At 61.7% G+C, this 23,181-nt stretch carries 22 protein-coding genes; 10 read left to right on the top strand and 12 right to left on the bottom strand.

The features are described from left to right. The first annotated feature begins 7 nt into the window (after positions 1-7). Positions 8-1,168 carry a GGDEF domain-containing protein gene (locus ACNFCJ_RS17610; RefSeq protein WP_416772730.1) on the top strand — a complete coding sequence of 387 codons (1,161 nt, stop codon included), beginning with the start codon at positions 8-10 and terminating at the stop codon, positions 1,166-1,168. A gap of 129 nt (positions 1,169-1,297) precedes the next feature. Here the strand turns inward: ACNFCJ_RS17610 and ACNFCJ_RS17605 are convergent, their stop codons facing one another. Continuing rightward, positions 1,298-2,590 (bottom strand): hypothetical protein, encoded by a 1,293-nt coding sequence (locus ACNFCJ_RS17605; RefSeq protein ID WP_416772728.1) that lies wholly within the window; start codon positions 2,588-2,590, stop codon positions 1,298-1,300. A gap of 482 nt (positions 2,591-3,072) precedes the next feature. On the opposite strand from ACNFCJ_RS17605, the gene ACNFCJ_RS17600 reads away from it, so the two are divergent. From ACNFCJ_RS17600 to ACNFCJ_RS17580, 5 genes are all read left to right on the top strand, one after another. Then, positions 3,073-3,963, top strand: a complete 891-nt coding sequence (locus ACNFCJ_RS17600) for a TauD/TfdA dioxygenase family protein (RefSeq protein WP_179544721.1) — start codon at positions 3,073-3,075, stop codon at positions 3,961-3,963. Positions 3,964-4,016: 53 nt separating this feature from the next. Further along, the gene (locus tag ACNFCJ_RS17595) at positions 4,017-5,060 is read left to right on the top strand and encodes an ABC transporter substrate-binding protein (RefSeq protein WP_416772726.1); all 1,044 of its coding nucleotides are present in this window, start codon (positions 4,017-4,019) and stop codon (positions 5,058-5,060) included. Between the two features lie 5 nt (positions 5,061-5,065). After that, on the top strand, positions 5,066-5,941 hold the full coding sequence (locus tag ACNFCJ_RS17590; RefSeq protein WP_416772724.1) for an ABC transporter ATP-binding protein: 876 nt from the start codon (positions 5,066-5,068) through the stop codon (positions 5,939-5,941). Positions 5,942-5,953: 12 nt separating this feature from the next. After that, entirely contained in the window at positions 5,954-6,820 is an 867-nt protein-coding gene (locus ACNFCJ_RS17585; RefSeq protein ID WP_416772722.1) for an ABC transporter permease, read from the top strand. Positions 6,821-6,917: 97 nt separating this feature from the next. Further along, positions 6,918-7,934, top strand: a complete 1,017-nt coding sequence (locus ACNFCJ_RS17580) for an ABC transporter substrate-binding protein (RefSeq protein ID WP_416772720.1) — start codon at positions 6,918-6,920, stop codon at positions 7,932-7,934. A 29-nt stretch (positions 7,935-7,963) separates the two neighbouring features. Here ACNFCJ_RS17580 and ACNFCJ_RS17575 read toward each other — a convergent pair whose 3' ends face one another. Continuing rightward, positions 7,964-8,494: a hypothetical protein gene (locus ACNFCJ_RS17575; RefSeq protein WP_416772718.1), complete on the bottom strand. Its 531-nt coding sequence runs from the start codon at positions 8,492-8,494 to the stop codon at positions 7,964-7,966. After that, on the bottom strand, positions 8,494-9,375 hold the full coding sequence (locus ACNFCJ_RS17570) for a hypothetical protein (protein ID WP_416772716.1): 882 nt from the start codon (positions 9,373-9,375) through the stop codon (positions 8,494-8,496). Before ACNFCJ_RS17570 ends, ACNFCJ_RS17575 begins: the two co-directional genes overlap by 1 nt. Positions 9,376-9,557: 182 nt before the next feature. Here ACNFCJ_RS17570 and pdxY point away from each other — a divergent pair, with 182 nt between their 5' ends. Together pdxY and nfsB are read left to right on the top strand one after the other, a co-directional pair. After that, positions 9,558-10,436, top strand: a complete 879-nt coding sequence (pdxY, locus tag ACNFCJ_RS17565; RefSeq protein WP_416772714.1) for a pyridoxal kinase PdxY — start codon at positions 9,558-9,560, stop codon at positions 10,434-10,436. Positions 10,437-10,821: 385 nt separating this feature from the next. Beyond that, positions 10,822-11,472 (top strand): oxygen-insensitive NAD(P)H nitroreductase, encoded by a 651-nt coding sequence (gene nfsB / locus ACNFCJ_RS17560; protein WP_106732450.1) that lies wholly within the window; start codon positions 10,822-10,824, stop codon positions 11,470-11,472. 42 nt (positions 11,473-11,514) lie between these two features. Here the strand turns inward: nfsB and ACNFCJ_RS17555 are convergent, their stop codons facing one another. Further along, positions 11,515-11,910 carry a RidA family protein gene (locus ACNFCJ_RS17555; RefSeq protein WP_416772712.1) on the bottom strand — a complete coding sequence of 132 codons (396 nt, stop codon included), beginning with the start codon at positions 11,908-11,910 and terminating at the stop codon, positions 11,515-11,517. Between the two features lie 140 nt (positions 11,911-12,050). On the opposite strand from ACNFCJ_RS17555, the gene ACNFCJ_RS17550 reads away from it, so the two are divergent. Then, positions 12,051-12,980 (top strand): LysR substrate-binding domain-containing protein, encoded by a 930-nt coding sequence (locus ACNFCJ_RS17550; RefSeq protein ID WP_416772710.1) that lies wholly within the window; start codon positions 12,051-12,053, stop codon positions 12,978-12,980. Between the two features lie 77 nt (positions 12,981-13,057). Here the strand turns inward: ACNFCJ_RS17550 and ACNFCJ_RS17545 are convergent, their stop codons facing one another. Continuing rightward, entirely contained in the window at positions 13,058-13,336 is a 279-nt protein-coding gene (locus ACNFCJ_RS17545; protein WP_013715799.1) for a peptidylprolyl isomerase, read from the bottom strand. Positions 13,337-13,484: 148 nt separating this feature from the next. On the opposite strand from ACNFCJ_RS17545, the gene ACNFCJ_RS17540 reads away from it, so the two are divergent. Continuing rightward, positions 13,485-14,705: a PilT/PilU family type 4a pilus ATPase gene (locus ACNFCJ_RS17540; protein ID WP_416772708.1), complete on the top strand. Its 1,221-nt coding sequence runs from the start codon at positions 13,485-13,487 to the stop codon at positions 14,703-14,705. Positions 14,706-14,746: 41 nt separating this feature from the next. Here ACNFCJ_RS17540 and ACNFCJ_RS17535 read toward each other — a convergent pair whose 3' ends face one another. The 7 genes from ACNFCJ_RS17535 to ACNFCJ_RS17505 all read right to left on the bottom strand — a co-directional run bounded on the left by ACNFCJ_RS17535 (position 14,747) and on the right by ACNFCJ_RS17505 (position 23,093). Next, positions 14,747-15,409 carry a substrate-binding periplasmic protein gene (locus ACNFCJ_RS17535; RefSeq protein ID WP_416772741.1) on the bottom strand — a complete coding sequence of 221 codons (663 nt, stop codon included), beginning with the start codon at positions 15,407-15,409 and terminating at the stop codon, positions 14,747-14,749. Positions 15,410-15,564: 155 nt separating this feature from the next. Further along, positions 15,565-16,518 (bottom strand): diguanylate cyclase, encoded by a 954-nt coding sequence (locus ACNFCJ_RS17530; RefSeq protein WP_416772706.1) that lies wholly within the window; start codon positions 16,516-16,518, stop codon positions 15,565-15,567. Beyond that, the gene (locus ACNFCJ_RS17525) at positions 16,505-17,332 is read right to left on the bottom strand and encodes an alpha/beta fold hydrolase (protein WP_416772704.1); all 828 of its coding nucleotides are present in this window, start codon (positions 17,330-17,332) and stop codon (positions 16,505-16,507) included. The genes ACNFCJ_RS17530 and ACNFCJ_RS17525 overlap by 14 nt, the downstream gene beginning before the upstream one ends. A 303-nt stretch (positions 17,333-17,635) precedes the next feature. Continuing rightward, positions 17,636-18,535: a hydroxymethylglutaryl-CoA lyase gene (locus ACNFCJ_RS17520; RefSeq protein WP_416772703.1), complete on the bottom strand. Its 900-nt coding sequence runs from the start codon at positions 18,533-18,535 to the stop codon at positions 17,636-17,638. A gap of 97 nt (positions 18,536-18,632) precedes the next feature. Continuing rightward, positions 18,633-20,561: an acetyl/propionyl/methylcrotonyl-CoA carboxylase subunit alpha gene (locus ACNFCJ_RS17515; RefSeq protein ID WP_416772701.1), complete on the bottom strand. Its 1,929-nt coding sequence runs from the start codon at positions 20,559-20,561 to the stop codon at positions 18,633-18,635. 2 nt (positions 20,562-20,563) lie between these two features. Continuing rightward, positions 20,564-21,358, bottom strand: a complete 795-nt coding sequence (locus ACNFCJ_RS17510) for a gamma-carboxygeranoyl-CoA hydratase (RefSeq protein ID WP_416772699.1) — start codon at positions 21,356-21,358, stop codon at positions 20,564-20,566. Between the two features lie 127 nt (positions 21,359-21,485). Beyond that, the gene (locus tag ACNFCJ_RS17505; RefSeq protein WP_416772697.1) at positions 21,486-23,093 is read right to left on the bottom strand and encodes a carboxyl transferase domain-containing protein; all 1,608 of its coding nucleotides are present in this window, start codon (positions 23,091-23,093) and stop codon (positions 21,486-21,488) included. Positions 23,094-23,181 lie beyond the last annotated feature (88 nt).

Below are 23,181 nucleotides of genomic sequence, written 5' to 3'. Positions count from 1 at the left end.
GCGAACCATGGTCACTACCGTCATCCTCGGCATGCTCTGCGTGTATCTGCTGTGTTTTTCCGTGATGTTCCTGCTGATCAGCACCCGGCTGAACGGCAAGAAAATGGGCATGGAAGTCTTCGCGCTGGGCAACCTGTTGCTGGGCCTTGCCTACATCCTGCAGTTGTTCGGCGGCCCACCGGACGAGGGGCTGGTGAGCGTCATCAATCACACGCTGACGCTCAGTGCTCCGGTCGTCTATGTGCTGGGTGCCATGCGCTTTTTCGAGCGGCCGACGCCGGTGCTGCGTCCGTTGCTCATGCTGGTGGCCGGCTACACGCTGTTGCAACTGCTGGTGCAATGGCTACTGGGAACCGAAGCCCGTCACGCCATGCTGGCTGCGGCCTGTGCCTCGTTGTTTCTGGCCATGACCGTTGCGGTGCTCTACGGCCGGCGAACCTTCGCCCGGGATCTGCGCGTCGAGATGCTGGTGTTCGCCGTGCTGATCGGCGGCATCTGCATCCTCAACGCCATGAAGTTCGCGATGATCCTCAAGGGTGGCCTGGCGGCACTCGATATGGGCAGCGGCTTCCAGAAGGTTTTCTATCTCTATATGTCGTTCCTGGCGACGGTGCTGCCGCCCAGCGCCGTGTGGCTGGTGTTGCGCCGGCTTACCGATGAACTGCGCGACCTGGCTGCGCATGACCCGCTGACCCAACTGCTGAACCGGCGCGGGCTGATGGACGCCCTGGACGCCCACTTCCGCTCGCGCACGGCTAGCCCGGCGTATTTGCTGATCGTGGATCTCGACCACTTCAAAAGCATCAATGACACCCACGGCCACAACGTCGGCGACCTCGTCCTGACTCGTGTTGCCGAAGTCCTCAAGGCCACTGCACGCCAGGGCGACCTGGTCTGCCGCTTGGGCGGCGAGGAATTCGTGGTTATCGCTCTGGACACCGATAGCGCCGGCGCCCTGCAGTTGGCTGAGCGCGCGCGGGCAGCGATCGAACATAGCGAAGTGGCTGGCGCTAGCCTGAGTGAGCCGATTCGCTGTACGGCGACCCTTGGCGTTTCGAATGAATTCAACAGCGCGCAGGCGTTCGATGAGTTTCTGCAACAGGCGGATGCCGCCCTTTACCGGGGGAAGACGCAAGGGCGGAACCGGGTGGAGTGGGCGGGGGAGTAGGGCTGTTAGGGCCGGTTTACAGGCTTTAATGACTGCTTTCGGCCAGAAGCCGTCATTGAAAGTGCACGAAACTAGGGGCGATTCAATTCCCAGCGTGAATGCTAAGTAACGGAGCTATCATCGTCCGCGCTATGGAACTTCTAAATCACCAAACCATTTCACGTTATCCCGAGTGACAATAGGTGCGTTGTGCTCGGGTAATTGATCATAGATTTCAGCTACCCCAAGCCTTAGCTGTCGAAGAAGCGCTCGACAATGTTCTTCATCAACATCAAGAAAAGTGATAGAGGTCAATGCTACTGGGTCGATCTCTTCTGCATGCTCTTTAGCATGCATAAACGTATTCCGCAGTAAGCGTGCCTTGTCTAATGCGTCATAAGCCGGATTTCCAGGCCTCAATGGTACAAAGACAGATCCAGCTCGTTCAGCGAGGATAGGGGCGACCTTATTGATCTTCTTGAGTGGTTCACTCGGCTTGTAGTTCTTATCAGGGTGAGCACCCATTTCGAGGTAAACCAACTTGTTTGCTATAGCTTCAATGCAAGCTGCTACAGAAACCACGCAATAAACTCCATGTAAAAAAACACGATCAAGGTCGTTCTTGGCGGTAGAAACCTTCACAGAATCAAATTCCTGTAACGCTTTTTCGTAGTGCAGCAACGCAAAAGAAAGCTCAATACGAGGCGTTCTAAGACTGTCATGAATCAATCGACCATAATGACTTAGCTTGGGCGCTACATAGTTGAAAGCCTTGTCATCTGGGGGTATGGCATAATGATGCATGGTGGCAACAGTCAGGATCTTCTCGTTTTCTACGAAGATGGAGTCGAGTAATTCTGATAACCCTGAAAGGTCAGTTCGATCACGTGGCCCAGATATGTACTCGTAGTGGAGCCTGTGAAGTAGATTGGCTAGTGGATTGAAATCCACATGCTGCGAACTAGGCCGACTGTGTTGATCAATAATGATATTTTCACCGAAGGTTCGTTGGTAAATATGCGGAGCATCACTAAATAAGTAGAGCGTGCCAATGGCTCCAAACGGAGTCATTCCAATCATCAGTGGATCGTTGAAACGCATAAGCCAATTCGCAGACGGATTAGCCATACCCTCAACGATAACTTCGGCACTGCGACTCAACCCTGCATCAATTCCTCCGCCGAGAAGAGCTGATGAAAAAAAACGAAATCCATCTTCAGGACGGATGTTCTGCATCAACCGAGCACTACTAGAAAATACCGCGAAAGCACCAAAATCAGCATAGTGTGAAGCCACTTTTGCCATATCGACTGCAATGAACGGATATGAATCAGTGATTACCCAAACATCACGGTAACGTTGCAAGATATGTTCAATTTGAAGCCACTTTTCATCATCAGGACTTGGTAAATTCTCACCATTGATATCTAAGTACCGATCCATAGTTAGTCCTTTGATGAATCACAAAAGCATGCGCAAAGCAGCTGTAATAAACGCTCGCTGAGAAAAGCTTGCCTGTCCACCTATATCGGCGTCCAAGATACTCTGAATCGCCCCGGTTTTCGTCAACACTCAATGACGGCTTTTGGCCGATAGCAGCCCCTCTTAGCGACGGCTATATGCTAGTCGAAGCTGGCTATTCGCAGATTGATTCTGCGGTCTAGACCCGGTCCGCTCTGCCTAACGCAAGCCACTGCCCGACTGACAAAGCGCCTGATAGCTGCGGCGAGCGTGGCATCTGATGGCGCGACTCGCTGGCGGTCATATGAATATGCCTTTTCGGTATTTAAAATAATTTTCTTATACCTATAGAGTTCTACTCCATGCGTACCTGCCGACCAATCGGCGCGCCGCACTGAACACATGGTCGAACCCTCGGCCGGTCAAAGTGATGCGCCGATTGGCGCCTTTGCATGGAGTTTTCTATGTCGGCAGTAGCCCATACCACCACCGCGGCGTCGGCACAGTCATTCGAGGTTCGCCCCTTCGATGCGCCCGTTGGCGCCGAGATCATCGGTCTTGATCTGACCCGGCCGCTCAGCGATGAAGACTTCGCTCGTGTCCATCGCGCTCACCTCGATCACGCCTTGCTGGTATTCCGTGACCAGCGCATCACGCCCGAGCAGCAGATCGCCTTCAGCCGCCGTTTCGGCCCGCTGCAGATCCACGTGCTCAAGCAGTTTCTGCTGGCCGATCACCCGGAGATTTTCATCATCTCCAACATCATCGAGAACGGTCAGCCGATCGGTCTGGGCGATGCCGGCAAGTTCTGGCATTCGGATCTGTCCTACAAGGAATTCCCCAGCCTCGGCTCCATGCTGCTGGCTCAGGAGCTGCCGGAAGAGGGCGGCGATACGCTGTTCGCCAGCCAGCAACTGGCTTATGAAACCCTGCCAGCCGAATTGCGCCAGGCCATCGAAGGCAAGCGCGCTGCGCATTCCTATACGGCCCGTTATGCCGATGAGGTATTCGCCGGCATTCGTCGCCCGACCCTGACCGAGGCGCAACTGGCCGAGGTCAAGTCGGTGGTTCACCCGGTGGTGCGTACTCACCCGGAAACCGGGCGCAAGGGCCTGTTCGTCAACGAGAACTTCACCACCCATATCCTCGACGTTCCCGAGGACGAGAGCCGGCAGATCCTCGCTGAGCTCTACGCGCACAGCGCCAAACCCGAGTTCATCTATCGCCACCAGTGGCAGCCACACGACATGGTGTTCTGGGACAACCGCGCGCTGGTCCACCTGGCCACGGGCTGCCCCAGCCACCTGCGCCGGCGCATGCACCGCACGACGATCCAGGGCGACGTGCCGTTCTGATTGACCGCAACACCCTAATTTCCTTTTCGCTTGCATCCGAATGGAGTCACGCCATGTCTCTAGGCAAACGCTTTCCTTTCATTCCACGTTTTGGCCGGCTGGCCGGTGGTATCGGTCTGTCACTGAGCCTGCTGGCAGGCTCGTTGGCGGCGCCTCAGGCAGCGCATGCCGAGGGGCAGATTCGCATCGCCGAGCAGTTCGGCATCGTTTATCTGTTGCTCAACGTGGTGCGTGACCAGCAGTTGATCGAGAAGCACGGCAAGGCCGATGGTCTGGACATCAAGGTCGATTGGCAACAACTCTCCGGCGGCGCGGCGATCAACGATGCGCTGCTGTCCGGCGCCATCGATATCGCCGGTGCCGGCATTGGCCCGTTGCTCACCGTCTGGGATCGCACCCACGGCAAGCAGAACGTCAAGGGCGTGGCCTCGCTGGGCAACTTCCCGTACTACCTGTTGAGCAACAATCCCAAGGTCAAGACCATCGCCGATTTCACCGAAAAGGATCGCATCGCCGTGCCGGCGGTGGGCGTCTCGGTGCAGTCGCGTTTCCTTCAGTACGCCGCCGCCAAACAGTGGGGCGACAAGGAGTTCGACCGTCTGGACAAGTACACCGTGGCCCTGCCGCACCCGGATGCCACCGCCTCGCTGCTGTCTGGCGGTACCGAGCTGACCGGGCACTTCTCCAATCCGCCGTTCCAGAACCAGGCGCTGGAGAACCCCAATGTGCATGTGGTGCTCGACACCTACAAGCTGCTCGGCCCGAACTCGCCGACCGTGCTCTATGCCACCGAGAAATTCCGCAACGACAACCCCAAGACCTATAAGGCCTTCGTCGCTGCACTGGCTGAGGCTGCCGACTTCGCCCAGAACTACAAGGGCGCGGCCGCCGACACCTACATCCGCGTGACCGGCGCCAAGATCAGCCGTGAGGATCTACTGAAGATCATCGATAACGAGCAATTCCAGTTCAGCGTGACGCCGACCAACACCTACCCGTTGGCCGAATTCCTCCAGCGCGTCGGCGCGATCAAGAACAAGCCCACCTCCTGGCAGGATTACTTCTTCGAAGACGCCGCCATTGGCCAAGGAAGCTGAACCCCATGAATGCCCCCTTGCAAGGCCACACGGCCAGCAACCCACAGTCAACCGCCACGACTTTCGACACCGTTTTGCAGGTGGACAAGGTCAGCCTCGAATACCGCACTCCGCAGCGCGTGGTGCGCGCCACCCACGAAGTCAGCTTCGAGGTGGATCGCGCCGATCGTTTCGTGCTGCTTGGCCCTTCGGGCTGCGGTAAGTCCACGCTGCTCAAGGCCGTCGCCGGTTTCATCGAGCCGATTGGCGGCAGCATCCGCCTCGATGGCGCCGAGGTGCGCGAGCCCGGTCCTGATCGCATCGTGGTGTTTCAGGAGTTCGACCAGTTGCCGGCGTGGAAAACGGTGAAGCAGAACGTCATGTTTCCGCTGTTGGCGTCGCGCACCCTGGGCCGTCGCGAGGCCGAAGAACGGGCGCTGCACTATCTGGAGAAGGTCGGCCTGGCGGCCTTCGCCGACGCCTACCCGCACACCCTGTCCGGCGGCATGAAGGCACGCGTGGCGATTGCCCGGGCGCTGGCCATGCAGCCGAAGATCTTGCTGATGGACGAGCCCTTCGCCGCGCTCGACGCGTTGACCCGCCGCAAGATGCAGGAGGAGCTGCTGCAACTTTGGGAGGAGGTGCGCTTCACCTTGTTGTTCGTCACTCACTCCATCGAGGAGGCGCTGATCGTCGGCAACCGCATTCTGCTGCTGTCGCCACATCCGGGACGGGTGCGGGCGGAGGTGGGCAGCCATCAGTTCGACCTGCACAGCCTGGGTGGTACAGCGTTCCAGCAGACCGCGCAACGCATCCATCACCTGTTGTTCGAGGAGGACAGCGAGGAGGGCGCACGCGCCGCTGCCGAGCTGGGCTTCCATGACATCCGCATTGCCTACTGAGGAGCGTGCACCATGAGTCTTTCCCCCGCACGCCGAGACGATTACGAAATTGCTCTGCAGCCGCTGCCGGATCTCAAGCTGGAACGTGAGCTGCCGTTGCTGCAGCGCCTGTGGCAACAGGGCTGGCTGCGCAAGACGCTGATCCTGCTGGTGTTGGCGCTGATCTGGGAGCTGGCGGCACGTTATCAGGGCAACGACCTGCTGTTGCCCAGCTTCGTGCAGACGGCCAAGGCCTTCGTCGAGGGCATCGGCAGTGGCGAGCTGCTGGAGAAGGTGGCGATCTCGCTGTCGGTGCTGATCAAGGGCTATCTGCTCGGCATCGGCCTGGCCTTCCTGCTCACCACCCTGGCGGTGTCGACCCAACTGGGCCGCGACCTGCTGTCGACGCTGACCTCGATGTTCAACCCGCTGCCGGCCATCGCGCTGCTGCCGCTGTCGCTGCTGTGGTTCGGCCTGGGCGAGAACAGCCTGATCTTCGTGCTGGTGCATTCGGTGCTCTGGGCGCTGGCGCTGAATACCTACGCCGGTTTTCTCGGCGTCTCCGAGACCCAGCGCATGGCCGGGCGCAACTACGGCCTCAGAGGGCTGCGCTTCGTGCTGTTCATCCTGATCCCGGCTGCGCTGCCGTCGATCCTCTCGGGTCTGAAGATCGGCTGGGCCTTCGCCTGGCGCACCTTGATCGCCGCCGAGCTGGTGTTCGGCGCCTCCAGCGGCAAGGGCGGTCTGGGTTGGTACATCTTCCAGAACCGCAACGAGCTGTACACCGACAAGGTCTTCGCCGGCCTGGCTGCGGTGATTCTGATCGGCCTGCTGGTGGAGAACCTGGTGTTCGCCACGGTCGAGCGGGTGACCGTCAAGCGCTGGGGGATGCAGCGTTGAGCCCACCAGCGGCGTACCCAGTTGGTGGGCTGAAGCGGATCGCCGCCCGGCCCACCCTACAAGACCAACTCACTGATCACATAACGAGAACTACACCATGACCAACACCTTCAAATTCGGCCGTCTGGCCGCCGCCTTGGGCCTGCTCGGCGCATTGGCAACTCCGCTGGCTGCGCAGGCCGAAGGCACGATCAGCATCGCTCAGCAGTTCGGCATCGGTTACCTGGTGTTGCACGTGGTCAAGGACCAGCAACTGATCGAGAAGCATGCCAAGGCCCAGGGCCTGGACAAGATCGAAGTCGAATGGCGCACCATTTCCGGCGCCACCGCGATGAACGAGGCGCTGCTGGCCGGCGCCATCGACGTGGTCTCGGCGGGTGTGCCGCCGATGCTTACCGTGTGGGATCGCAGCCATGGGCGGCAGAACGTAAAAGCGGTGGCAGCGTTGGGCTCACTGCCGGGCTATGTGTTGAGCAACCGTGAAGACGTCAAGTCGCTGGACGACCTGTCCGAGAAGGATCGTCTTGCCGTGCCGGCAGCCGGTGTCGGCTTCCAGTCGCGTACTCTGCAGCTCGAGGCCGCCAAGCGCTATGGCAAGGATAACTTCCAGCGCTTCGACAATATCTCCGTCAGCCTGCCGCACCCGGACGCCACCGCGGCGCTGATCAAGGGTGGCTCGGAAATCACCGCGCATTTCTCCAGCCCGCCGTTCCAGTACCAGGCGCTGGAGAACCCCAAGGTGCACAAGCTGATCAGCAGCTACGACATCCTCGGCGGCCAGGCCACGTTCAACGTGCTCTACGCCACCGAGAAATTCCACGACGAGAACCCCAAGACCTACAAGGCCTTCTATGACGCGCTGGTGGAAGCCGAGCAGATCATCAAGGCAGACAAGGCCGCAGCCGCCGAGACGTACATTCGCGTGGAGAACTCCAAGCTGCCGCTGGACTTCGTAAAGAAGATCATCGAGGACCCGGAAAACGACTTCACCATCTCGCCGCAGCGCACTTTCATCTATGCCGAGAAGCTGCATGAGCTGGGTGTGCTGAAGAACAAGGCGGCGTCCTGGAAGGATTATTTCTTCGAAGAGGCCTATGCCCATCCGGGTAGTTGATCACCCCAGCCTTGTCGTTTGCTGGCGCCTTACAGGCGCGGCCGCAGCTTGAGTTCAGGCGTGGGTTTGGGGGCGTCGATCGCCGGGTGACTGTCCGGGTGCTGTTCGATCATCTGGGCGATCTCCCGCAGCTTGCCCAGCATGGCCTGCGCCAGGCCGGCCAGGGTGCGATACAGGCCGGTATCCGGGTCCTGCTCCAGGTCATGCAGGCCTTTGAAGGGGTAGCTGTAGCGCCTGGCGTCGGCGTTGAAGAAGCGCTGGTAGTCCTGCTCGGTGCCGTGCAGTTCGCGGCAGGCTCTTTCCAGGCTCTGTAGTTGTTCAGAGACGCTGGCCAGTTGCAGGCGCAGGCGAATGATCTGGTGGTTCTCCCAGTTCATCGGCGATGCCTGGGCGCCGGGCTGCCAGTGCTGCGGGTCGCCGAAGCGCAGGACGAACTGCTGGCCGGCTTCACGTCCGTAACGGGTCAGCCGTTCGATGTGCTCGGTGGGCATGGTCAGGTTGAGGCCGCCTTCTTCGCGGGTCAGCTGGATCAGGCCGATACGGTCGCGAAAGCCGGGCATCAGCGACAGGGTTTCGTGGTTCCAGTCCTTGGCAACGTTGCTGAGCAGGGCGAGGAAGCCGCGCAGGGCAGGCAGGTAGTCATCACCTGCAGGTCGATGCCATGGCGACGCAGATCGCCAAAGGTCAGGGGGCGCTCGCATTCGATAGCGTCGGCCTGGCCGGCACAGTAGTCGTGTTGGCCGCTGAGCTGGTCGAAGTACTGGGCCAGCCAGGTGGTCAGGGCTTCATCCGGGGCGTCGTCATCGGCCGTTGGCATGCCGCTGCACAGGCCGAAACCGTTCGCCGGCAATTCGCGCAATGCCACCATGACCATGCGTCCGAGCACGGCTGCGACCCCACCCAGTGCGGCGAACAGCAGCACCCAGAGCCAGACCAGCGCGCTGGCGCTATTGATGGCGCTCCACCACAGCGGCCCGCCTGCCAGCATCGCGCCGACCAGGGCGGCGAGCTTGTGGCGCAGGAGCATGACTTTCAATGGCGCGAACAACCGCGCCCAGGGGCCTTTTCCCTTGGCCTCGAGAATGGCGATGAAGGTATCGAACAGGGGGCGTACTGCCGGGGCCGGCTTGAACAGCGCCAGCAGCTTGGTGCCATGGCCATTGGCGGCGGGCACGCAGAGGTGTTGGGGCAGTCGTTCGATTGTCGCGAAGCCGGCCGGGTCGTTGCTCAACTCACCCTGCTGATAGCGTTGGCGGCCCAGCTCGGCCGCTGCTGCTGCCGCTGCAGCGATGGCGCCGGCACTGGTGCCGCCGATGCTGCGCAGACGAAACGCCTTGGCGATCTCGGTGATGGCCAGCGGGTAGACGATGCCACTGGTGATGCCGCCTTTCATGATCAGGTCGCATTCCCGGGCAAACGCCGCTTGGCGCGAATCGCTCATCTACTGCTCCTTGTGCTCATGCCGAACGCTGGCGCGGGCATGATAACGCGGCTCGTGCGGCTATATGCCAGTATTGCGAGCAAGTACGGTAGCGGGTTGTGTCGTGGCGGCCCAGGCGTGACAGGGCCGCGTGGCTTGACGAATAATCTCCGTTTCGCTGTACCCAACCACCCGAGACCTTCATGAGCGCTAAGCTACCGTCCCTCGTTCTGTCCATTCAGTCGCACGTTGCCTGGGGCCATGTCGGCAATGCCGCTGCGGTTTTCCCGCTGCAGCGGCTGGGCTTCGAGGTGCTGCCGATTCACACCGTGCAGTTCTCTAATCACACCGGCTACGGCCAGTTTCGCGGCCAGGTGTTCGGCGCCGAGCATGTACGCGAGGTGCTGCTCGGGCTGCGTGAGCGCGGTGTGCTGCCGCGGTTGTCGGCGGTGCTTTCTGGTTATCTCGGTGATGCCGATACCGGGCGGGTGATTCTCGAGGCGGTGGGCGAGATCCGCCAACACAACCCGGCGGTTCGCTACCTGTGCGATCCGGTGATGGGCGACGTCGGGCGCGGCGTGTTCGTCAATCCGGCGATTCCCGATTTTCTTCGCGACCAGGCGATTCCTTTTGCCAACATCATCACGCCTAACCAGTTTGAGTTCGAGCTGCTCACCGGCTCTAAACCGGCCAATCTACAGGAGGCGGTGAAGGTCGCCCGGCAGTTGCGTGGTCGTGGCCCGGATGTGGTGATCGTCACTAGCCTGGCCACGCCGGATATTCCTGACAGCGAGCTGGGTACGCTGGCGGTGAACGGAGAGGGTGCCTGGCTGGTGACCACCCTACGCCTGGCGCTGCACCCATTGCCCAATGGCATGGGCGATGTGTTCTCGGCCACGCTGCTGGGCCGGCTGTTGGCCGGACAGGCGCTGCCGCAGGCACTGGAGCTGGCCACGGCAACGCTCTACGCGCTGGTCGAGCAGACCGCCGAAGGCGCGCGCGATCTGCCGCTGGTGACCGCTCAGGAGCAGATCGTGGCGCCGGGTAAGCGCTTTGGAGCCAGCCAGCTTTTCATGGGCTAACAGTCCTCAAATATAGGCGAGGCAGGGATTGAAGTATGGTTGGAACTATTAGCTTCAACGCTTAAGCCCGGCCAGCCAGTCACCGGATAGTAAGGAGCCCGCTTGCTCAAGCGCCTCTGCGTAACGTTCGGTGTCCTGACGTTGGGGGCTAGGGCGATGCTTGGGGTGGCCAGTTCACTGGCTTGGCCCAGCACAGAAGGCCTGGCGGTAGCAAAGCGAGGGCGAAGTCAGCAGGGAGCTGCCTTCCGGCAGGTCGAACGCCGGCACCTACCAGCTTTTCATTTCTTATTTGAAACTCATAGCGGCTTTGCCTGCTTTTTTCATGCGCACGCATGCTGCAGACTGGCGTCCATTTTGCGTCATCCATTGAGTCAGGAGTGTGTTCATGAGCCCCGTTTCCTTCGCGCGTCAGCGTTACACCACCAAGGCTTACGATGCGAGCCGCCAGGTGGATCAGGCGATTGTCGACGAGCTGCTGGAGTTGTTGCGTCTGTCGCCGTCTTCGGTCAATTCGCAGCCCTGGCATTTCGTAGTGGCGAGCACTGCCGAAGGCAAGGCGCGCCTGGCCAAGGGCGCTCAGGGCGGCTTCGCCTACAACCAGCCGAAGATCCTCAACGCCTCGCATGTGATCCTGATTTGCGCCCGCCGCGACCTCGACGATGCCTATCTGGCTGATGTGCTGCAGCAGGAAGCTGACGATGGCCGCTTCCGCGATGACGCGGCGCGCACTACTCAGCACAACACCCGCAGCAGCTACGTCGAACTGCACCGCGGCCTGGGCGATATCCCGCACTGGGCGGAGAAACAGGCTTATCTGGCGCTCGGTACCTTGCTCCTGGGCGCTGCTGCCAAAGGTGTGGATGCCACGCCGATGGAGGGCATCGACCGCGAGGCGCTGGATGAGGAGCTGGGGCTGGCCGCTCAGGGGCTGAGCAGTATGGTCGCAGTGGCGCTGGGGTATCACAGCGACAGCGATTTCAATGCCGCGCTGCCGAAGTCGCGTCTGCCAGCCGAGCGCGTCTTTACTCACCTCTGAACCTCATGCCGCGCCCCTCGTCTGCAGGGGCGCAACCTCCGCTCATTCCGGCAGCTTGGCGATCACCTTGATCTCGAAGACGAAGCCGGACAGCCAGGTGACACCGATAGCGGTCACCGTCGGGTAGGGTGCTTCGCCCCAGTAATCAGCTGCCACTTCCCAGATGGTTTCGAATTCGGTGTGCGGGTTGACCATGAAAATAGTGGTGTCGACCACGTCTTCGAAGCTGCTGCCAGCCTCCGCGAGTATCGCATTGAGGTTGGCGAAGGCCAGGCGCACCTGTTCATTCAGATCAGGCTCGGGCGAGCCGTCCTTGCGGCTGCCGACCTGGCCGGATACGAACAGAAAACCGTTGGAACGAATCGCTGGCGAATAGCGATGAAGTTCGTACAGGTCATGGCGGTCGGCTGGGAAAACCACATCACGTTTGCTACTCATGGTTGACTCCATCGGGGGCCAGTGCTGCCCGCTGTTATCGATAGCCGCACTTTAGGAGTGACGCCGCGCTGGTTAAACGTGCAACTCTGATCATGACTGTTTGTAAAATCCAAACAATCAATGGCTGAGAGATACGTGAGATGGATCGTTTCGATGCGATGCAGGCCTTCGCCCGGGTGGTGGAAACCGGCAGTTTCACCAAGGCAGCAGCCACCCTACACATGAGCAAGACCAGCGTGACCCAACTCGTGCAGCAACTGGAGGCGCGGCTGCGCGTACGCCTGCTCAACCGCACCACGCGCAAGGTCAACGTCACCGCTGACGGAGCGGCCTACTACGAGCGTGTGGTGCGTCTGCTGGCCGATGTCGACGACGCCGAAACCAGCTTGTCCAGTGCTTCGATGGTGCCGCGCGGTCGCCTGCGCGTGGACGTGCCCAGCCCCTTCGCGCGCATGCTGCTGATTCCGGCCTTGCCGGCGTTCTATGCGCGTTATCCGGAAATCCAGCTGACTCTGGGCGTGAGCGACCGAATCATCGACATCATCGGCGAGAACGTCGACTGCGTGGTGCGCGGTGGCGAGATCACCGATCAGTCGCTGATCGCGCGGCATGTCGGCGATCTGCAGCTCGGTATCTATGCCACGCCGGGCTACTTGCAACGCGCCGGCACGCCGACACATCCGCGCGAGCTGGAGGCGGCTGGTCATCATACGGTGGGCTTTCTCTGGTCTCGCACTGGCAAGGCTTTGCCCCATGCCATGTGGCGCGACGAGGAGCGAATCGAAGCCCAGGGCCGTCCGCTGTTGATCGTAGACGATGGTAATGCCTACCTGGCCGCGGGGCTGGCAGGTTTGGGGATGCTCTGGCTACCGCACTATATGGCCAAACCACACCTGACCAGCGGCGAGCTGGTGCGCCTGTTCGAGGACTGGCAGATGAAGCCGATGCCAATGTATCTGGCCTTCCCGCCGAACCGACATGTCAGCGCCAAGCTGCGGGTGTTCATCGATTGGGTGGTGGCGCTGATGGCCGAGCACGCGCCTGTGCCAGGCTACCCGCACAGGCTATAAGGCGCGGCGGTAGTGCTCATGCCGCCTTTGCACAGGGCAACGGCGCACCGTCGGCGCGTCGAGCGCCTGAGCGAACCTCAGTCGCGATAGAACACCTGGATCAGGTGGTAGCCGAACTGGGTCTTCACCGGGCCGTGCACTTCACGCAGCGGCTTCTTGAAGATCACCTGATCGACCGCCCGCACCATCTGCCCGGGACGCACTTCACCAAGATCGCCGCCTTTCTTGCCGGAAGGGCAGGTGGAATGCTTGCGCGCCAGTACGTCGAAGGCCTCGCCGGCCGCGATACGCTTTTTCAGCGCGGCGGCTTCCGCTTCGGTCTTGACCAGGATGTGGCGGGCCATTGCCTTTGCCATTGATGGGTTCCTCAAATCTGTCAGGGCGCTATTGTGCCAGCATTCATTGCGCCAGCAGAATGGCGTCAATTTTGTGGGCTATGCGTCATCCGCGATGCGGGCGAATCATGGCCTATGGTATTTCAATCGCGCTCACGGAAACGCCGCCATGGATCTCCAAGCAATGCTGAAAATCCTGTCCACTCAGGATGGTTCTGATCTCTATCTGTCCACCGGCGCGCCGCCCTGCGCGAAGTTCAATGGCGTGCTCAAGGCGCTGAGCCAGGAGCCGATGAAGGCGGGCGATGTGGCGGCCATTGCCGATTCGATCATGGATAACGCGCAGCGCGAGGAGTTCGAGCGAGAACTGGAGATGAATCTGGCGATTTCCCTGGCTGGCGTCGGGCGTTTTCGCATCAACATCTTCAAACAGCGCAACGAGGTGTCCATCGTCGCGCGCAACATCAAGCTGGATATTCCTCGCTTCGAAGACCTGAAACTGCCCGAGGTGCTGCTCAGCACCGTAATGGAAAAGCGCGGCCTGGTGCTGTTCGTTGGCGGCACCGGTTCAGGCAAGTCGACCTCCCTGGCGGCGCTGATCGACTACCGCAACCGCAACAGCGGCGGCCACATCATCACCATCGAAGACCCGGTGGAGTACGTGCACCGGCACAAGAAGTCGATCATCAATCAGCGTGAGGTGGGCGTGGATACCCGCAGCTTCCATGCGGCATTGAAGAACACCCTGCGCCAGGCGCCGGACGTGATTCTGATCGGTGAGATCCGCGACCGTGAAACCATGGAGCACGCCCTGGCCTTTGCCGACACCGGCCATCTGGCGATCTCCACGTTGCATGCCAATAACGCCAACCAGGCGCTGGACCGCATCATCAACTTCTTCCCGGAAGACCGCCGCCCGCAGTTGCTCAACGACCTGGGCAACAACCTCAAGGCGTTCGTCTCCCAGCGTCTGGTCAAGACCGTCGATGGCAAGCGCCGCGCGGCGGTGGAGGTGATGCTCGGCACGCCGACGGTGCGCGACCTGATCAAGCGCAACGAGTTTTCCGAGCTGAAGGAAATCATGGAGAAGTCCAAGAACCTCGGCATGCAGACTTTCGACCAGGCGCTGATCGATCTGGTGCACGAAGGTGCAATCGACGAGGAAGAGGCGGTGAAGAACGCCGACTCGGCGAACAACGTGCGCCTGAAACTCAAGCTGCATCGCGACAACCCGACCAACGCACGGCCTGCACATGCAGTAGCTGCTGCCCCTGCGGCGCAGCCCGTTGCAGCGAAAAGTGCTGCAGCCGGTGATTGGGGGCTGGAACTGAAGCTGGAGGATATCGAGCAGGAGCAGTTGCCAGAAGATCCGGGGCGGCAGGGTATTTGACGGATCGCGCAAAGAACAGGGCCTGGCAGGCAGCCAGATCGTCAAGGATCAGGCTGCAGCGGCAGATAGGCCTGACGCAGGCGCTGGCTGATACCTTCCTGTTCGAGTTCGGCGATGGCACTGCGCAAGTCTTCGACCAGTCGCGCATCGCATTCCTTCGAGCAGCTCAGATAGAGGCCGGTACTGGCCAGCGTCGGGCTTCGGCGCAGATTCTGCTGGCGATAATTCGAACCTTCCCAGATATACAGCGCCTCCGGTACACCGGTGAACCAGGCGTCGATACGCCCCAGATTCAGCAGGTGGACGGGGTTCTCGCCCAGCGTGAGTTGCACGATCTGCTCGTCGCGAAAGCCTTCATGCTGGAGGATGGCGATCTGCGCAGTGCCCAGGCCAACTCCGATGCGACGGTAACGCTGACGGGCCTCGGCGAAGCTCGTCACGGGCTCGTCGAGGCTGAAGAAGGCACGCTCCAGTTCCATGACCAGCGTGATCCAGGTGTACAGCTCCTCGCGTTCGGGCGTGCGCGACAGGGGAATGATCAGCATGTTGCGGCCTCTGGCCACACTGGCCTGGGCGCGTGGCCAGGGTTCGGCAACGATTTCAGTCAGCTTGCCGAGCCTGGCCAGAGCCGCCAGGGTGACATCGCCGACCATGCCATGACCGCCCTCGTATTGGTGCAGCGTCAGGGGTGGTGCGTCCGGCATGTACAGTTTCACCGGCTCGTCAGCCGATGCTGCGGTGGCGAAGAGCGCGGCGGCGAGTATGCGGTAGAGGTTGTGCACGGCTAACGTTCCGCTGTCAGTGTGACCTGAAGTGTAGAGGGCATTGGCGTTGTGCACCTTGACCCGGCGCACGCGGCTTACTCATGGCGGACGCTGCGATTCCTGCCCTGGGCTTTGGCCTCGTACAGTGCCCTGTCGGCGGCTGCCAGCAACTGTGTCAGGTAGCGTTCACAAGGTTGCAGGCAGGCAATGCCAATGCTCACCGTGACCGTTTCATTGGCAACCTGCAGGGTTCTGATCTGCTCATGCACGCGCTGGGCAATATCGCTGGCTTCATCCAGCTCAGCGTCGGGTAACCAGATCGCAAACTCCTCACCGCCGTAGCGCGCGACGCTGTCGCCACTGCGTACGCTGTGCAGCAGGCGCTGAGCGAGATCTATCAGGACCCTGTCGCCCTCGGCGTGGCCAAAACGATCATTGATCTGCTTGAAATGATCGATATCGATCAACAGCAGGCTGCCATTGGCCTGCGCCGTGGCGCTGGCGAGCCAATGTTCGACATGCAGGGACAGTGCCCTGCGGTTGCTCAATGCAGTCAGTGGGTCGCTGTGGCTCAGTTGTGCCAACTGTTCGGCCTCGCTTTCCACTTCCACCGTGTAGTTGGCCAGTTGCGCGTAGGCGCTTTGCAGCGCCAGGTTGGCCTTGGCCAGTTGGGCAGCACTTTCCTGTGCCTGCTGGCGGGCCTTGAGCAGCTCCGTCTCGAAACGCTGGCGATCCTTGGCGACGAAGAACAGCCAGATGACTTCGGCAGAGCCCTCGGCTTCACTGATGCGGGCATTGGTCATCACAGGCATTAGTTGCCCGCTGCCCGACTGCAGTTGCAGATAGAGTTCATTGAACTCGCCATTGCGCAGCAGCAAAGGCCAGGCATGGGTTTGCAGGAATATACGGCTGGCTGGCGGAAAGAACTGATCCATATCGCCGCTCAGGGTAGCGTCTGCCAGGCGCTTGAAATCATTGTTGGCATACTTGATGCGGCCATTGCCGTCGGTCACCAGAACCGGGCAGGGCAGACGGTCAAGATAGAACACGGCTGTTGGCTCCCTGCAAATAGCGATACATGGCGGCACTGACCAGTTCGGGGTGGCTCATGTGCGCGCAATGGCCACTGATGTCCAGCATTTCCAAGGTGCTGTCTGCAAGTGCGTTTTGCAGATAGTCGGCCACTGATGTGGGAACCAGTGCGTCATGCTGGTGATGCAGGATCAGGCAGGGCGACGGGCACGACTGTAGCGCCGGACGAATATCTGAGAAGAAGGTGGCGTGAGCGAAAGCATGGGCCATTACTGGGTCGGTCGAGCAGAAGCTGTCGGAGAGCTGCCGGGTGACTGCGGGAGTCTCGTCGGCTGATACCAGTGGTGCGAATTGCTGGGCCCAGCCCAGATAGTTATGAGCCATCAGATCCAGCAGCCCCTCCAGGTCACTGCGTTCGAACCCGCCCCGATAGTCGGGTGGATCGTTGAGAAAACAGGGGGAAGGGCCGAGAAGAATCAGCCGGGAGAACAGCGCGGGGCGCCTGATGGCGGCGAGAATACCGATGCTGCAACTGATCGAGTGGCCAACAAAGGTCAGATCACCCGAGAGTTCCAGCGCGTCGCACACTTCCAGAAGATCGTCCACGTAACCCTCCAGCTGGGCATAGCGGGCAGGGTGAAAGGCGTTGGCATCGGAGCGACCGCTGCCGACATAGTCAAACAGTACCTGGTGCCAGTGCTGGCGGAAGGCTGGTGTGACCTTGCTCCACATTTCCTGATTGCAACCGAAGCCGTGGCCGTAGATGAGCGTCGGGGCATCGGCTGTTTCCGCTTTCAAGCGTTGAACGTTGTTGCGCTGGATGATGTTCATGCCGCCACCTTGCCATTTGCCGAGTCGGCCTTGGCCAGGACTCAGCTGCTTTGAAGACGAAAAAATGGCGTCAGTATAGTGATTTTTTCTGACTGGTGGCTTATGGCTACAGCTCGTATCTCAGCTCTGCCTGGCTGCGATACAACTCTAGCGTTTTTTCGGATTTGCAAGGATATCGGTGTTCTTCACCGTTTGGTCGTGGGCGATCTTCGCCGACCTTTTTGGCCGCGTGGTGTTGACGCATGTCACCCGGCCAGTCCCCTCGCAACGGTGGACGAAAAAACATCATCCACTTTACGGCGCTTATCGGCTCAGGCGTGCCCGCGCTACCCGCGAACCGTTGGCCTTGCCCAGCACCTCGCAGATGCGTTGGCCGGCAGCGATCAGCTTGTCCATGTCCACACCGGTTTCGATGCCCAGGCCCTGCAGCAGGTAGAGCACGTCTTCGCAGGCGACGTTACCGGTGGCGCCCTTGGCATAGGGGCAGCCGCCCAAACCTGCGACCGAGCAGTCGAACACGCTGATGCCTTCGAGCAGGCTAGCGTAGATATTGGCCAGGGCCTGGCCATAGGTGTCGTGGAAATGCCCGGCGAGTTTTCCGCGCGGGATGTCGCGGCCGACCACCTCGAGCATCGCGCGCGTCTTGCCGGCGGTGCCGGTGCCGATGGTGTCGCCGAGCGACACTTCATAGCAGCCCATTGCGTACAGTTCGCGGGCGACACTGGCGACCTGCTCCGGCGCGATATCGCCATCGTAGGGGCAACCCAGTACGCAGGAAACGTAGCCGCGCACGCGCACATTGGCAGCCTTGGCCGCCTCCATCAGCGGTACGAAGCGCTGCAGGCTTTCGGCGATGGAGCAATTGATGTTCTTCTGTGAGAAGGCCTCGCTGGCGGCGGCGAATACGGCCACTTCCTCGACCTTGGCTTCCAGTGCAGCCTCGAAGCCTTTCAGATTGGGCGTCAGGGCGGCGTAGGTAACGCCCGGTTTACGCTGGATGCCGGCGAACACTTCGGCGGAGCCAGCCATTTGCGGCACCCATTTGGGCGAGACGAAGCTGCCCACTTCCACATAGCTCAGGCCGGCGGCAGTGAGGCCGTCGACCAGACGTACCTTGTCGGCGACGCTGATCGGTTGCTTCTCGTTCTGCAGGCCGTCGCGTGGGCCGACTTCCACCATGCGTACGGTTTTGGGCAGGTTCATCGGTTGTCCTCGTATTCATCGTAGGGTGCGCCGTCTGCGGCACGGCGTCGTAAGGCGGGTGCAACCCGTCTACACCATCTGGCGGGTTGCACCCGACCTACGGTTCTAACTCCACCAGCACCGTGCCTTCGCTGACCATTTCCCCTTCTTGGCAATACAGCGCCTTGACCGTCCCGGCTTGCGGCGCGCGGATGCTGTGCTCCATTTTCATCGCTTCCAGCACCACCAGGGCAGTGCCGACCTCGACCGCCTGGCCGGGCTCGACCAGTACGCGGACGATGCTACCGTTCATCGGTGCACTGAGGCCGCCTTGCTGGGCATGGCTGGCTTCGGCAGCGGCAATCGGGTCGAAGCGGGTGATCGCGTGCAGCTCGCCTTGCCATTGCAGGTAGAGGGTTTCGCCTTTACGAATGGCGCGCAGACGCTGGCGCGTGCCGTCGATGTCGGTCAGCAGCTCTTCGTCTTGCAAGCGGGCATGGTGAGTGGCATGTACCTTACGGTTTTCGCCCTGGCAGCTCAGGTGCAATTCGATTTCCGCTGCACCGCCGGCACGCCAACCACTGCGGGCTGCCCAGGGCGAGTGGCTGTCGTCCGCGCGCTGCAGTGGTGCTTCGCTCTGCACCCAGGCGTCGGCTGCGAGTTGCCAGAAGGCCTCCGGCAGTTCGCCTGGGGCGGGCAGCAACTGCTGCTGATGACGCGGGATAAAGCCCGTATCCAGTTCGCACGCGGCGAACGCCGGGTGGGCGAGGATACGGCGCAGAAACGCCAGGTTGGTCTTCACCCCGCCGACCAAGGTGTCGTCGAGCATAGCCAGTAGGCGCAGGCGCGCCTGCTCGCGGTTCTCGCCCCAGGCAATCAGCTTGCCCAGCATCGGGTCGTAGAAGGGCGAAACGCTGTCGCCCTCGGCCACGCCACTATCGATACGCCGGCCTTCAGCGCTGGCGGCCTCGCGGTACAACGCCAGGGTGCCGGTGGCCGGGAGAAAATCGTGATCCGGGTCTTCGGCGTACAACCGCACCTCGATGGCGTGGCCGTTCAGCGGCACCTGCTGTTGGCTGATCGGCAGCGGCTCGCCACGGGCGACGCGAATCTGCCAGGCCACCAGATCGAGCCCGGTGATGGCCTCGGTGACCGGGTGCTCGACCTGCAGGCGGGTGTTCATCTCCATGAAGAAGAAGTCGCCGCGCTCATCCAGCAGAAATTCCACGGTGCCGGCGCCGACATAGCCGATAGCCTGCGCCGCCTTGACCGCCGCTTCGCCCATGGCACGTCGCAGCTCGGGGCTCAGGCCCGGTGCCGGCGCTTCTTCCACCACTTTCTGATGGCGACGCTGGATCGAGCAATCGCGTTCGTTGAGGTACAGGCAGTTGCCGTGCTGGTCGGCGAACACCTGAATCTCCACGTGACGCGGCTTGAGTACGTATTTCTCCACTAGCATGCGCGAGTCGCCGAAGGCCGACTGCGCTTCGCGCTGGGCGGATTCTAGCGTCTCGGCGAGCAGCGCCTCCGATTCGGCCACCTTCATGCCCTTGCCACCGCCGCCAGCAGCAGCCTTGAGCAACACCGGGTAGCCGATGCGCGCGGCGGCCTCGCGAAAGGTGTCGAGATCCTGCTTGTCACCGTGATAGCCCGGCACCAGCGGCACGCCGGCAGCCTCCATCAGCGACTTGGCCGCCGACTTGCTGCCCATGGCGTCGATGGCCGGGGCGGGCGGGCCGAGAAAGATCAGCCCGGCCTGCTCGATGGCGCGGGCGAAGCCGGCGTTCTCCGAGAGAAAGCCGTAGCCCGGGTGAATAGCTTGCGCGCCGCTGGCCTTGGCGGCCGCGATGATCTTGTCGATCAGCAGGTAGCTTTCACCGGGTTTGGCGCCGCCGAGATTCACCGCCATGTCGGCCTCGCGCACATGTCGTGCATTGGCATCAATGGCGCTGTGCACGGCAACGGTACTTATGCCCATGGCCTTGGCCGTGCGCATCACGCGGCAGGCGATCTCGCCACGGTTGGCGACCAGCAAGGTATCAATCATGGTCATTGCTCCTGCCAGGTGGGTTGGCGTTTTTCCAGGAACGCGCGCAGGCCTTCCTGGCCCTCTGGGCTGACGCGCAGACGGGCGATGGCATTTTCCGTGTAACGACGCAGGGCCGGGGTCAATTCGCCGCTGCCGACTTCGCGCAGCAGATCCTTGCTGGCGCGCATGGCTTGCGGGCTGTTGTGCAACAGGTTGGCCACCCAGGCTTCGACCTGAGCATCCAGCTCAGCGGCTGTGAAGCATTCGGCAAGCAGGCCCAGTTCGCGGGCACGTTTGCCATCGAAGCGCTCGGCGGTGAGCGCGTAGCGCTTGGCGGCGCGCTCGCCGATGGCCTGCACGACGAAGGGGCTGATCACTGCTGGCGCCAGGCCGATGCGTACCTCGGACAGCGAGAACAGCGCGTCTTCGCTACCGATGGCCATGTCGCAGCAGCTGGCCAGGCCCACCGCACCGCCGAAGGCCACGCCCTGGACGACGGCCAGGGTGGGGATCTTCAGGCCATGCAGGTTGTACATCAGCTCGGCCAGCTCGCGGGCATCACTCAGGTTGGCGTTGTAATCCAGAGTGGCCGCGTGTTGCATCCAGGCCAGGTCGGCGCCGGCGGAGAAGTGCTTGCCACGGCCGCGCAGCAGGAGAAAGCGCAGGGCCTTGTCTTCGCCCACGGCGTCGAGGGCGAGGATCAGCTCGCGGATCATCTCGGCGTTGAAGGCGTTGTTTTTCTCCGGGCGGTTCAGCCACAGGGTGGCGAAGCCGCGTGGATCTTTCTCAAACTGTACGGTGGTGAAGTCGGTCATGGTCAATTCCGGAATCTGCTTTTTGCTCCCTCTCCCATTCATGGGAGAGGGCTGGGGAGAGGGCGCTTCGAGCGTTTAACCCTCTCCCCCGGACCCTCTCCCGCAAGCGGGAGAGGGGAGTTGGTCATCACATACGGAACACCCCGAAACGGGTTGGCTCGATGGGGGCGTTGAGGCTGGCCGACAGCGCCAAGGCCAGCACCTCGCGGGTCTGCGCCGGGTCGATCACGCCGTCGTCCCACAGCCGGGCGCTGGAGTAGAAGGCGTGCGCCTGCTGCTCGTACTGCTCGACGATGGGTTGTTTGAGGCGCTGTTCGTCTTCGTCGGAGTAGGGCTGGCCGGCACGCTGCGCCTGTTCGCGCTTGACCTGTACCAGCACGCCTGCGGCCTGCTGCGCTCCCATCACGCCGATGCGCGCGTTGGGCCACATCCACAAAAAGCGCGGGTCGTAGGCGCGGCCGCACATGCCGTAGTTGCCGGCACCGAAGCTGCCACCGATGATCACGGTGAATTTCGGCACCTGGGCGCAGGCCACGGCGGTGACCAGCTTGGCGCCGTGCTTGGCGATGCCGCCTTCCTCGTACTTCTTGCCCACCATGAAGCCGGTGATGTTCTGCAAAAACAGCAGCGGGATGCCGCGCTGGCAGGCCAGTTCGACGAAGTGCGAACCTTTTTGTGCGGCTTCGGCGAACAGAATGCCGTTGTTCGCCAGGATCGCCACCGGGTAGCCGTTGATGCGGGCGAAACCGCAGACCAGGGTGGTGCCGAACAGCGCCTTGAATTCATCCAGTTGCGAGTCGTCGACGATGCGCGCGATCACCTCGCGCACATCGAAAGGCTGCTTGGCATCGGCCGGGATCACCCCGTACAACTCCTCGGCCGGGTAGCGCGGGGCGATGGGCGCGCGGCTGTCGAGCTGGCCGAGCTTGCGCCAGTTGAGGTTGGCGATGCAGCGCCGGGCCAGGGCCAGGGCGTGTTCGTCGTCCTCGGCGTAGTGATCGGCCACGCCGCTGATCTTGCAGTGCACATCGGCGCCGCCCAATTCCTCGGCGGTAACCACTTCGCCGGTAGCGGCCTTCACCAGCGGCGGGCCGGCGAGGAAAATGGTGGCCTGTTCGCGCACCATAATGGTCTCGTCGCTCATGGCCGGCACGTAGGCGCCACCGGCGGTGCAGGAGCCCATGACCACGGCGATCTGCGGAATGCCCAGCGCGCTCATATTGGCCTGGTTGAAGAAGATGCGACCGAAGTGCTCGCGATCCGGGAACACCTCGTCCTGACGCGGCAGGTTGGCGCCGCCGGAGTCCACCAGGTAGATGCACGGCAGGCGATTCTCGCGGGCGATGGCTTGGGCACGCAGGTGCTTCTTCACCGTCAGCGGGTAATAGGAGCCGCCTTTCACCGTGGCGTCGTTGGCCACGATCATGCATTCCACGCCTTCGACGCGGCCGATACCGGCGATCACCCCCGCGGCGGGTACGTCTTCGCCGTACACCTCATGGGCGGCTAGCTGGCCGATCTCGAGAAAGGGCGAGCCGGCATCGAGCAAGCGGTTGATGCGTTCGCGCGGCAGCAATTTGCCGCGCGAGGTGTGGCGTTCCTGCGCCTTGGCGCCACCGCCTTCATGGATCCGGGCGAGCAGGGCGCGCAGTTCGTCCACCTGGGCGAGCATGGCCGCCTGGTTGGCGGCGAACTCCGGCGAGCGGGTGTTGATCTGGGTGTGCAGGATGGCCATGGATGCCTCTTCGCTTGGCTCCCTCCCCCTCCGGGAGAGGGGTGGGGTGAGGGGAAAGCCCCTCATCCGCCCTTCGGGCACCTTCTCC

It is taken from the genome of Pseudomonas sp. NY15364, assembly GCF_048068235.1.
Lineage (GTDB): Bacteria > Pseudomonadota > Gammaproteobacteria > Pseudomonadales > Pseudomonadaceae > Aquipseudomonas > Aquipseudomonas mendocina_D.
This window is presented reverse-complemented; position numbering and strand designations above follow the sequence as displayed.